Source organism: Vibrio sp. 2092, assembly GCF_033339635.1.
GTDB classification, from domain to species: domain Bacteria; phylum Pseudomonadota; class Gammaproteobacteria; order Enterobacterales; family Vibrionaceae; genus Vibrio; species Vibrio alginolyticus.
In genome coordinates this window covers 82,772-94,095 of the sequence record NZ_JAWOUY010000022.1, presented here as the reverse complement: position 1 = coordinate 94,095, position 11,324 = coordinate 82,772, and the positions used below count along the sequence as shown (strand labels likewise).

At 45.1% G+C, this 11,324-nt stretch carries 9 protein-coding genes; all 9 read right to left on the bottom strand.

Going from position 1 to position 11,324, the window contains the following annotated elements; translation table 11 throughout:
- Nucleotides 1-149: 149 nt before the first annotated feature.
- Nucleotides 150-668, bottom strand: coding sequence for an S-ribosylhomocysteine lyase (gene luxS / locus R7P80_RS25715; protein WP_005379945.1), 519 nt, complete (start codon nucleotides 666-668; stop codon nucleotides 150-152).
- Between the two features lie 84 nt (nucleotides 669-752).
- Complete coding sequence (locus R7P80_RS25710; protein WP_005379943.1) at nucleotides 753-1,358, bottom strand: hypothetical protein; 606 nt, start codon at nucleotides 1,356-1,358, stop codon at nucleotides 753-755.
- Nucleotides 1,359-1,381: 23 nt separating this feature from the next.
- Complete coding sequence (gene gshA / locus R7P80_RS25705; RefSeq protein WP_225492054.1) at nucleotides 1,382-2,950, bottom strand: glutamate--cysteine ligase; 1,569 nt, start codon at nucleotides 2,948-2,950, stop codon at nucleotides 1,382-1,384.
- Between the two features lie 156 nt (nucleotides 2,951-3,106).
- Nucleotides 3,107-5,950 carry a M16 family metallopeptidase gene (locus R7P80_RS25700; protein WP_017820389.1) on the bottom strand — a complete coding sequence of 948 codons (2,844 nt, stop codon included), beginning with the start codon at nucleotides 5,948-5,950 and terminating at the stop codon, nucleotides 3,107-3,109.
- Between the two features lie 9 nt (nucleotides 5,951-5,959).
- A complete protein-coding gene (locus tag R7P80_RS25695) occupies nucleotides 5,960-6,421 on the bottom strand; it encodes a YqaA family protein (RefSeq protein ID WP_005379938.1) in 462 nt (153 codons plus the stop codon).
- Nucleotides 6,415-7,365, bottom strand: coding sequence for an NADP-dependent oxidoreductase (locus R7P80_RS25690; RefSeq protein WP_171343189.1), 951 nt, complete (start codon nucleotides 7,363-7,365; stop codon nucleotides 6,415-6,417). Before R7P80_RS25690 ends, R7P80_RS25695 begins: the two co-directional genes overlap by 7 nt.
- 123 nt (nucleotides 7,366-7,488) lie before the next feature.
- Nucleotides 7,489-8,619, bottom strand: coding sequence for a sodium ion-translocating decarboxylase subunit beta (locus R7P80_RS25685; protein ID WP_085569811.1), 1,131 nt, complete (start codon nucleotides 8,617-8,619; stop codon nucleotides 7,489-7,491).
- Nucleotides 8,620-8,628: 9 nt separating this feature from the next.
- On the bottom strand, nucleotides 8,629-10,413 hold the full coding sequence (oadA, locus tag R7P80_RS25680; RefSeq protein ID WP_225492053.1) for a sodium-extruding oxaloacetate decarboxylase subunit alpha: 1,785 nt from the start codon (nucleotides 10,411-10,413) through the stop codon (nucleotides 8,629-8,631).
- Nucleotides 10,414-10,444: 31 nt separating this feature from the next.
- Nucleotides 10,445-10,702, bottom strand: a complete 258-nt coding sequence (locus R7P80_RS25675; protein WP_005379932.1) for an oxaloacetate decarboxylase subunit gamma — start codon at nucleotides 10,700-10,702, stop codon at nucleotides 10,445-10,447.
- Between the last annotated feature and the right edge of the window lie 622 nt (nucleotides 10,703-11,324).

Below are 11,324 nucleotides of genomic sequence, written 5' to 3'. Positions count from 1 at the left end.
TTCTTTTAGTTGTTGATTTCATAACACTCTCCAATTTTGGGGGTGGAAAGTGTCAACCTTATTTAGGACGGCACAAAATAACCAAAAGAAAAGCCTGACTCATGTCAGGCTTTTTTACTTATTAGGGCAATATGCTTCTTAATGAGCACCTAGTCGATGCGCAACTCTTTTAACATCGACTCAGGCAAAGCAAGTTCATCATTTTTGTTCACCGAAACACCAGCATCCAAAATGTTCTTTGCGATCTGTTGTGCTTCTTTTAAAGAGTGCATTGCTGCCGTGCCGCATTGGTATTCGTTAAGTTCAGGGATCTTATTCTGACTTTCTACCTTCAGCACATCTTCCATTGCTGCAATCCAAGCATCTGCGACTTGCTGCTCTGATGGTGTGCCAATCAGGCTCATGTAAAAACCTGTGCGGCAACCCATAGGCGAAATATCGATGATCTCAACAGAATCATCGTTTAGGTGATTACGCATAAAGCCTGCATAAAGGTGCTCTAGGGTGTGAATACCTTTTTCAGAAAGAATGTCTTTGTTTGGCGCAGTAAAGCGTAAGTCGAAAACAGTAATCGTATCCCCTTTTGGGGTCTGCATGGTTTTCGCCACTCGTACAGCGGGTGCATTCATACGAGTGTGGTCCACGGTAAAACTATCGAGTAAAGGCATTACATCTCTCCTGATTGTAACTCCAGTACCTTTCGGTAATGGATAAATGTCATTCATCCCTACAGCACATGAACTGACTGTGGGCTAAAAGAACCAGCTGCTGTTGTCTTCTAATTCCTGACGACATTGCTTCAGCTGCCAGCCATAAGTTTTCGCTGTTTGTTCAACACGTCGAGCGACTTTGATTAAACTAGGCTTTCGATTATAAGTACCTCGCTTATACCCACCTCGCCCTTCATGATAAGCCAGATACTGGTTATAGGGATCCCATAATGAAATCCCTAGCTGACGCCGTGTTTCATGAGTATACCAACCGACAAACATCATAGAATCATCGAAGTTGGTACGAGAGCCACCCTGACCTGTGGCATCTTGGAAGTCTTCCCAAGCAGGGTCTTGAGCTTGAGCGTAACCATACGCACTGCTGACTCGTCCCCAAGGAATAAACCCTAGCAAATAATCTTTAGGTGGTTTTGCATCGTGCCGAAAGCTGCTTTCTTGTTTAATGATGGCCATAGCGACATGAATAGGGGTCCCCCATTCATCTTCCATATCTTTGGCATCATCGTACCAACCGGATTTCTCTCGGAATATCTCGCATAAGTTATTCTGCTGCTTTGGCGGTGCCGTAGCACAACCTGCAAGTAACACGCTTCCAAGTACCGCTACTACTGACGACTTAATGTTCAACCGCACCAATCCTTAGTTAGTCATTACTGCTTCAGGTAAGCAAAGTAATCTTCCAAAAAATCATCAAAAGAAAGCGTGTCACTCTGCTCTGCTTGCTTTTGTTTTTCCACGGACGACGCTACTTCCGTTTCCATCGTATCTTGTGAGTAGTACTGATAACCGTGAGCTAGGTTTTCATCACGGTACTTCATACCAAGAGTACAACCGACTTTACCTAGCCCACCCAGCTCTTTCGTTAGCTCTAATAGTTGACCAGAGATCGTTAGTTCTGGGTTATCAATCCATGTCTCGAGTTGATTACACACATCTTGGTATGCACTGCCACCAGCGGTCATATCCATTTGCTGTGCTATTTGACGTAACTCGACGAAAACTCGGTGTGCCCAATCTTGTAGAGATAGACGCTCACCTTGGCAACCAATTTGCAGCATTAGACCTTTTTCACGGCCTGAAACAATGACTTTATTCCAGTTATCGCGCCAACACTCTAATTCACAGTTATCCATAGGGTCTGAGTCTGACAAGGCCGCCCAGGTAAGGAAGAGATCCAAGAATCGTACTTGCTCTTCATTTAAGCCCACTGCGCTGAATGGGTTAACATCTAGAGAACGAACTTCAATGTATTCGACACCACCGCGTCGTAACGCATCTGAAGGCTTCTCACCACTTTTCGATACACGTTTTGGACGAATCGGAGCGTACAGTTCATTCTCAATTTGTAAGATATTGGAATTAAGCTGGCGGTATTCACCATCCACTTTTACCCCAATTTTCGCAAACTCTTCTGATGGGTGGCGAATCGCATCACTCAAACCATCGAGGTATTGGTCAATGCTGTTAAAACCAATTTTCAGCACACTTTGAGCACTATTGGTATAGCCAAGATCGCTCAAACGCAAAGACGTCGACTTCGGCAAATATAATGTCCCGCCAATCTTCTCGAATGGCAGATCGGTTTCACGACCTTGAATAAAAGAGCCACATAACGCTGGTGATGCACCAAAGAAGTAGGGAATCATCCAGCCAAAGCGGTAGTAATTACGGATCAACGCAAAGTACGCATCAGACTTAGCATCTTGGCGGGCTTGTTCATCTTGCTCGCCATAGAGCGCATCCCAAAATGTTTCAGGAAACGAGAAGTTAAAATGGACACCTGAAATAATTTGCATCAGGCTGCCATAGCGACGCTTTAGGCCTTCTCGGTACAGCGTTTTCATTTTCGCTGCATTCGAAGAGCCATACTGGGCTAACTGAATATCATCCTCTGAGCCTACGTAGCAAGGCATTGATAGTGGCCACATTTTCTCTTCACCCATTTTGGTTTGAGTGAAATGATGGATATCTTTCAGCTGTGCCATCAGTTCTGGAATTTCATGTGACACAGGCGTAATGAACTCTAACAATGATTCCGAAAAATCCGTTGTGACCCATTGATTTGTGAACGCAGAGCCTAACCCTTCAGGATGAGGAGTTGTAGCTAGATGTCCATCCTGACGATAGCGCAAAGTTTCTCGCTCAACACCGCGTCCAAACTGCTTAAATACTTCGGGGTTTGATGCAACTTTTTTTAGTCGCGCAGCAAAATCAGTCAAAATGAGGTTCGCTTATATTGGGAGCAGGACACTTGTCACATAACACAAGTGTAAGCTAAGTTATTGATAGTTAATGCATCTAGATAAATAACCCACGAAAAGTTGCTTATCTAGATGAATAGCGGAGAAACGTTTCTCCGCTATTAAATGTGTACTCTATCGAATGATTTCAAGCTCTTCTACGTCTTTCCCCAACTTTTCTAATTGAGGACGCAACGATTTAGCATCACCAACGACGATAATTTGATAGTCATTTGGATCAAACCATTTCTGAGCCAGCGCATTCAACGTCTGCTTATCGACTTTTTCTACGATAGCGTTTCTTTGCTGCAAGTAATCATGATCGAGGTTGTACTTAAGAATATCACTGATGAGCTCCGCTTTTTGTGTTGGCGTTTCATATTTCAGTGCATCTTTTTGACCGACCGCTTGACGCATAAATTTCATCTCTTCATCAGTAATACCTGACTGCGAGTATTCATTTAGCTCATTTTCCATCTCAATGATCGAAGCAACCGTTGCATCCGCTCGTACTTGCGCGGTGAAAACCACCGAGCCTGTTTCTGGATTACCAGAGAAGTAGCCGTAAGCACCGTATGTGTAACCCTTGTCTTCACGTAGATTTTGGTTAATGCGGCTATTGAAGTTCCCAGCTAAGTTGAAGTTTGCCAGTTGGCTTAGGTAAAAATCGCCCGTTGCGTCGTAAGGCATACCTTGACGAACCATCATGACCACACTTTGCGGCGCTCCTGGTTTATCAACAAGATGGATCTTTTGCTCACCTAATGCAGCAATGCTTTGCGGTGCATACAATGGCGCAGCTTCATCTTGCCAGTTTTTCCAGAACGTCAGTTGCTGCTCAATTTCCTGTTTATTGATGTCACCAACAACGACGATTTGCGCACTTTGTGGCGTGTAATGCTTCGAGTAGAATTCACGGACATCATCCAACGTTAATGCACTGACACCTGCTTGCGTGCCGTCTTTTGGTCGAGCAAAAACCGAATCCCCATAGAGCACCTGACGACTCGCTTGTGACGCCATCCAACTTGGATTTTGGTGCTCATATACCAGGCCTTCTAGCGCTTGCATTTTTACACGCTCGAAATCATCTTGATTAAATGCAGGAGACAGCAACATCTCTTCGACAATTTTTAACGTCGGCTCTAAGTTCTTTTCTAGAGCAGAAACACTGATGTTTGTTGTATAACCTGTGGCATTAACAGAGATAACACTACCCAGTTTATCAAGCTCAGCTTGAATCTCTTCGACACTGCGTTTCGTTGTACCTTCTTGCAACATCGCAGCGGTCAATTGGGCAAGACCTTCTTTACCCTTTTCAACAAAACGTGTCCCTGCAGGCAGACTAAATTGCATCATCACCGTCGGCGTTTCATCGCTAACTGCACCAAGCAGCTCTGAGCCATTCTTGAAATGTAACTCGTACAGCTCTGGCATCGTCGCTTTCACTGGTTCTCCTACTGGCGGTTGCACTGAGCGATCGAAGTTATCGGTCGCACGACGATACGCCAATTGGTCATCGGAAATCTTCTCATATTCTGGCAGCGTGCGCTTTGGCGTCACAAAGGTCGCAGGTTTTACGACAAGGTCTGTTTTTCCTTTTGGGACCACGCTTAGGGTCACTTTGTTCTTACCTTGGATAAAGTCCGTATACGCTTTTTCTACCGAAGTCGGCGTAACTGCACGGATTTGCTCAAGCTGTTGCTCAAGACGATCAGGATCGCCGAAAAATGTCTCGTTGGAAGCCAACTGAGTCACTTTACCTTTAACGCTTTCTAGCGCAAAAATAGCATCCGCTTCCGCTTTACCCTTCAACTGCTCAAGGCGATCCTCTGTCACGCCTTTTTCCGCAAACTGATTTAGTGATTGTAAAAGCTCATCGTACAGTTTTGATAGGTCGCCTTTATCTCCAGAATCACCCATTGCGTAAACGTAAAAGTTACACGCCAGTTCAGCACAATCATGGAATGAACCAGCATCGACCGCTTTTTGAGTCTTCACTAGGTCTTGATAGAGCACGCTGTTGGTACCGCCCCCCAATACTTCTGATAACGTGTCGAGAGACGCTTGGCTTTCTTCGCCGTTGTAGGTTGTTGGCCACGCGATCATCACCATAGGTTGTTGAATACGATCTTCTAGAGTGATGTATTTGTCTTCTTGCAGTTTTGCAGGTTGTTTCGGCGCATTTTCAACCTCAGGACCACGAGGAATCGAACCGAAGTACTTATTTACCCACTCTAGAGTTTGTTCAACGTCTAAGTCACCACCGATCGTGATAGTCGCATTGTTTGGGCCATACCAACGCAAGAAAAACGCTTTGAGGTCGTTCACATCAACACGATCAAGATCTTCAACATAACCAATGGTTTGCCACGAATACGGATGACCTTCAGGATATAGCGCTTCGGACATGCGCTCCCAAATCAAGCCATAAGGACGATTATCGTAACGCTGAGCTCGCTCATTTTTTACAGTAGAACGCTGAATTTCAAATTTGCGTTGAGAAACCGCATCCAACAAAAAGCCCATACGGTCAGACTCTAACCACAGCATTTTCTCGAGCTGGTTAGCAGGGACAGTTTCAAAGTAGTTAGTACGATCGCGGTTTGTTGTACCATTTAACGTGCCGCCAGCCTCTGTGATGATTCTGAAGTGCTCTTGGTCACCAACGTTCTCTGAACCTTGGAACATCATGTGCTCAAAGAAATGCGCAAAACCAGACTTACCCACTTCTTCACGAGCTGAACCAACATGGTAAGTCACATCCACATGGACCAATGGGTCAGAATCTTCAGGAGCTAAGATCACCGTTAAACCATTATCGAGTTTATACTTTTGGTATGGAATCTTAACTTTGCCTTCTTCAGCTTTCGATGACTCAACGAAAGTTACCCCTTTCGGCAGTGATGAAACTGGCGTATTTGATGCACAGCCCGTGATCACCAACAGTGAACACGCGCCAACCCAAAACATCTTCATGTACTTTCCTTAAAATAATCCGAGATAGATGGCCGCAAGTAAGCTATACCTAGCAGCCTTTCCTAAAAATATTAAAATCACGCAAGGCAGAAACTTCATTCTTAGCCACCCTGCGGCTAAACACAGCGGGTCTCCAATTACAGGTAACCAGCTAAAAAATAATCCCCAATAGCCATACTTAGAGAGCCACTTTAATGCGGTATGACCGTGCTTTTCCTCTTGTGCTTTGTTGGGAATCCACAAGCCAAGCCAATAATTTGTTAAGCCACCAAGCGTATTACCGATAGTAGCGACCATAACAATTGAAGAAACGGAGTATTGATTTAATGAGAGAGTGGCAACTAAGCCCGCCTCAGAACCACCAGGCAACAACGTGGCACTGAGAAAACCGGTCATGAAAAGCACCCATAATGCTGAATCTGAAAACCAAAGCGCTAAACTTTCAAAACTCGTGTTAAATGCTTCTAGCATGTCATATCAAGCAACACCTTGCCTCTGGTTCTTCCTGATTCGACCTGCTGGTGAGCACCAATGACATCACTCATAGGATAAACCTGTTGAATTTCAGTCTTCAGTAAGCCAACGCCGACCATATACAACAAGGTATCTAACTGCGCAGGGTCTGGTTCAACCAACATGCCACTAGCCTCAAAGCCTAGGAGTTTGGCTTTTTCACAAATCAGCTCAGCTGTGATGGTTGGAACGGTGATGACTCTCGCATTGTCTTTCAGGCATTTAAGCGCATCTAACGCAGCATCTCCGCCTACTAAATCAATCAAAACATCAACATCTTCAACACGTTCTGACACTGGTGCAAATTGATAGTTCACTGCATGAGCACCGAGCGTCGCAAGGTAATCTAAATTTCGTTCACTGCAGGTTGTAAAGACTTCCGCTTTCGTCGCGATCGCAATTTGTACCGCGAGGTGTCCAACACCACCGGCTCCAGCGAGGATAAGTACGCGATCGTTTTCATTCACATTAGCCTTACTGAGAGCTTGTGCCGCAGTTTGTCCCGCCAACGGTAATGCAGCAGCTGCCTCTAAAGTGACAGAGCTAGGAACATGACTTAACTCAGTTTCTGGAACACATATGTATTGGCTGTAACCACCGCCTCGAACTGGGAAACCAATAAATCCAGCCACCTCATCACCTTCATTAAAACGTGATGCCCCCTCTCCACAAGACATCACTTTTCCTGAGATGTCGTAACCTGGCACCCAAGGTAAATTATCCTTATTCTGCGCTGCCGCCCAACCGAGCCCAGCTCGAGTTTTGACATCAATAGGATTTATGCCTGAAAAAGCGACTTTTACTAAGACTTCACCAAGCTGTGGTGATGGTGTAGAAGCATGTTGAATCGCGAGTACGTTGGCATCACCAAACTCAGTGATAACGATCTGTTTGTGTTCCATAAACCATTCCCTGCAAGAAAACAAAAAGGGATGCGAAAGCATCCCTTTGACTATAAACCATTTTGTTAACCTAAGTTAATCGTGATTTTGTAAATTGGTTGATCATTCCATTTTCAATAATGTCTAACCAACAAGTGCTAACAATATACCAGCCGCAACGGCTGAACCCAGCACACCAGCAACGTTTGGTCCCATCGCATGCATTAACAAGAAGTTTTGCGGGTTAGCTTGTAAACCAACTTTGTTTACGACTCGCGCGGCCATTGGTACCGCAGAAACGCCAGCCGCACCAATAAGTGGGTTGATGTCTTCTTTCGAGAACTTGTTAAGCAGTTTCGCCATCATGACGCCCGCACCAGTACCGATACTAAATGCAACTGCGCCTAACCCCAAGATACCTAACGTTTCTAGGTTCAAGAACTGCTCAGCTTGCAGCTTAGAACCAACACCAAGACCTAAAAAAATAGTCACTATGTTGATCAATTCATTTTGAGCAGTTTTCGATAAACGATCGACCACCCCAGCTTCACGCATCAAGTTACCCAAACAGAACATACCAACCAATGGCGTAGCTGAAGGTAAGAACAGAATCGTCATCAGTAATACAGCAAGCGGGAAGATGACTTTCTCCCATTTACCAACATGACGAAGCTGAGCCATCTTGATTTGACGCTCTTCCTTGGTTGTAAGTGCTTTCATGATTGGTGGCTGGATGATCGGCACCAATGCCATATAGCTGTATGCCGCGACTGCAATCGCACCTAACAGATCTGGAGAGAGCTTACTCGCCAAGAAAATCGCTGTTGGCCCATCAGCACCACCGATGATCGCGATAGACGAAGCATCTGCCATGGAGAACTCCATGCCAGGTACATAGTTGAGTAAAATAGCGCCAAACAGTGTTGCAAAAATACCAAACTGCGCAGCCGCACCTAACCACAACGTTTTTGGGTTTGCGATCAAAGCACCAAAGTCGGTCATCGCGCCCACACCCATGAAGATCAATAGCGGGAACACACCCGATTCAATCCCAATGTAGTAAACGTAGTAGAGCAAGCCACCAGGCTCAGTAAAGCCAGCATTTGGAATATTCGCCAAAATAGCACCGAAACCAATCGGCAATAACAGTAAAGGTTCAAATCCTTTTTTAATTGCCAAAAACAGCAAAGTACAACCAACCAGCATCATACAGATTTGGCCGAACTCGAAGTTAGCGATCCCTGTTTCTGCCCAAAGGGTTAACAATCCGTCCATGATACTCCCTTACGCCAGGCTCAACAGAGGCGCACCTACTGTGACAGCATCGCCTTCTTTAACGTTCAGCTCTTGAACCACACCACCACGCGCCGCTCGTACTTCAGTTTCCATTTTCATCGCTTCAAGGATGAGCAATACATCGCCTTCAGCTACCTCAGCACCAGGCTGAACATTCACTTTGAAGATGTTACCTGCAAGAGGAGCAGGCACCGCTTCAGCTGAAGCATTAGAAGGTGTGCTAGGTGTAGCCGATTTTGCCGGTGCATTAGAAGGAGCAACAGATGTCAGTTCACCTTTAGGACCAACTTCCACCTCATACACCTGCCCGTCAACACGTACACTATAAGTTTCTACACCGCCAGTTTCTGGTTGAGCCACAGGTACAGCAGGCTTTGCAGCTTCTAGCGTTGGTGCAGGCTCAAATGCTTCTGGGTTTTCACGATTCTTAAGGAACTTAAGCCCAACTTGAGGGAAAAGTGCATAAGTGAGTACGTCATCAACACGCTCACTTGCTAGCTTAATGCCTTCTGATTTCGCTTTCTCCATCAGATCAACCGTAAGCGTCTCCATTTCAGGCTCAAGTAAATCGGCAGGACGACAGGTAATTGGCTCTTTACCATCAAGCACTTTCGCTTGCAGTTCTGCATTTAACTCGGCTGGCGCTTGACCGTACTCACCTTTCAATAGACCAGCGGTTTCCTTGGTAATACTCTTATAGCGCTCGCCAGTAAGAACGTTAATCACCGCTTGCGTACCGACGATCTGTGAAGTTGGAGTCACCAATGGAATGAAACCAAGATCTTCACGTACACGAGGTATCTCTTCTAATACTTCATCAATGCGATCCGCAGCGCCCTGCTCTTTCAACTGGCCTTCCATATTGGTCAGCATACCACCAGGCACTTGAGCAATCAGGATGCGTGAATCGACTCCTTTTAACTGGCCTTCCCACTTCGCATACTTCTTACGTACCTCACGGAAATATGCGGCGATAGGTTCCAGTTGCTCGAGTTTCAAATTGGTATCTCGCTCGGTGCCTTCTAGCATAGCGACTACCGTTTCAGTCGGTGTATGACCGTAAGTACAACTCATTGAAGAAATCGCAGTATCGAGAATATCAATACCGGCTTCTACTGCTTTTACCGCTGTTGCTGTAGACAGCCCCGTAGTGGCATGACAATGAAGTGCCAATGGCACATCACAAGACGCTTTGATACGCGTGATAAGCTCTTCCGCTTCATAAGGCTTAAGTAAGCCAGACATATCTTTAATACACAGCGAGTGACAACCTAAATCCTCTAGGCGTTTTGCCAAGTCAACCCAAGTGTCTGCGTTATGCACTGGGCTCGTTGTGTAAGACAACGTACCTTGAGCATGCGCACCAACATCAACCGTTGCTTTAACGGCTTTCTGGAAGTTTCGCACGTCATTCATTGCATCAAAAATACGGAATACATCCATGCCGTTAGCATGCGCGCGTTCAACAAACTTCTCTACTACGTCGTCGGCATAATGGCGGTATCCTAAAAGGTTTTGACCACGCAGTAGCATTTGCATTGGTGTATTAGGCATCGCTTTTTTTAGTTCACGTAAACGCTCCCAAGGGTCTTCCCCTAAGAATCGAATACAAGAATCAAATGTTGCACCACCCCAAGTCTCTAGAGACCAGTAACCAACCTTATCCAACTCAGCTGCGATAGGCAGCATATCCTCAATACGCATACGCGTAGCAAATAGTGATTGATGGGCATCACGAAGGACCACATCAGTAATAGCTAGTGGTTTAGACATGCTCTTAAACTCCTTTTTAATCCTAGTTCGGCTACTTCGCGAATGAGGCGCGATGTTTATGAATCGCAGCCGAGATCGCCGCCACTACTTGTGGACTAACAGCTGAAGAGGTTGATTGAATATTAGTGTTTGTTTTTGGTGCTGCGATCGGCTCTGGTACTTCTTCTGGTACCAATTTCGACATTAACCGAACGAGATAAACAAGAATAGTGAGGAAAATAAATACGACCGCCATCCCCGTTAGCATCAGGGTGGCCGCATCTACTAGCAGGCTTCCTATATTAGTCATGTTGCTTCCTTTCTTTGTCATCCTGACAACGTGCAGGACTTTAATAGTGTCAAATCCCGACCCATGGATTATCTCGATTGGTTAAATTTTGTCAATTTTGTTTAAGGAAGGTTTGTAGTAATCCTGATAAATGATTATTTATTCACTACCCAGATCACAGTTCATGACAAAATAATCACTTCAAATCGCTATCACCTTACGAACAGAGTAAAGGAGGACATAAATAAAAACTGCGATTTAGATTTCAAAATCAAATCGGGACTCACGCAGTAAAAACCAACAAAAACAAAAAGATGAACAAAATTAACAATCAATAAACAAATGACAAACAAAGTGACTACATGAGAGTAATTGAAATGAAAAATGGAAGTCAGTGTATAGGAGGGATAATCAGGATGATTCACACGATGCGACAGAAGCTTGATAGCAAATTGCTTAGATACGCACATATTCGCTTTTAAAAAGAGGAACATAGGCTCTAGTGATCCTACGCCATATTCCAGATGTCTAGATACAAAAAAGCCTCGCAATTGCGAGGCTTTTTCAATAAGTGGCGCGTCCTGGAGGATTCGAACCTCCGACCGCCTGGTTCGTAGCCAGGTACTCTATCCAGCTGAGCTAA

Excerpts from the sequence above, each read along its gene's own strand:
- R7P80_RS25675 (WP_005379932.1), bottom strand. The coding sequence starts at position 10,702 with ATGACTAATATAGGAAGCCTGCTAGTAGATGCGGCCACCCTGATGCTA.
- R7P80_RS25690 (WP_171343189.1), bottom strand. The coding sequence starts at position 7,365 with ATGGAACACAAACAGATCGTTATCACTGAGTTTGGTGATGCCAACGTA.
- R7P80_RS25700 (WP_017820389.1), bottom strand. The coding sequence starts at position 5,950 with ATGAAGATGTTTTGGGTTGGCGCGTGTTCACTGTTGGTGATCACGGGC.
- R7P80_RS25685 (WP_085569811.1), bottom strand. The coding sequence starts at position 8,619 with ATGGACGGATTGTTAACCCTTTGGGCAGAAACAGGGATCGCTAACTTC.
- oadA (WP_225492053.1), bottom strand. The coding sequence starts at position 10,413 with ATGTCTAAACCACTAGCTATTACTGATGTGGTCCTTCGTGATGCCCAT.
- R7P80_RS25695 (WP_005379938.1), bottom strand. The coding sequence starts at position 6,421 with ATGCTAGAAGCATTTAACACGAGTTTTGAAAGTTTAGCGCTTTGGTTT.
- luxS (WP_005379945.1), bottom strand. The coding sequence starts at position 668 with ATGCCTTTACTCGATAGTTTTACCGTGGACCACACTCGTATGAATGCA.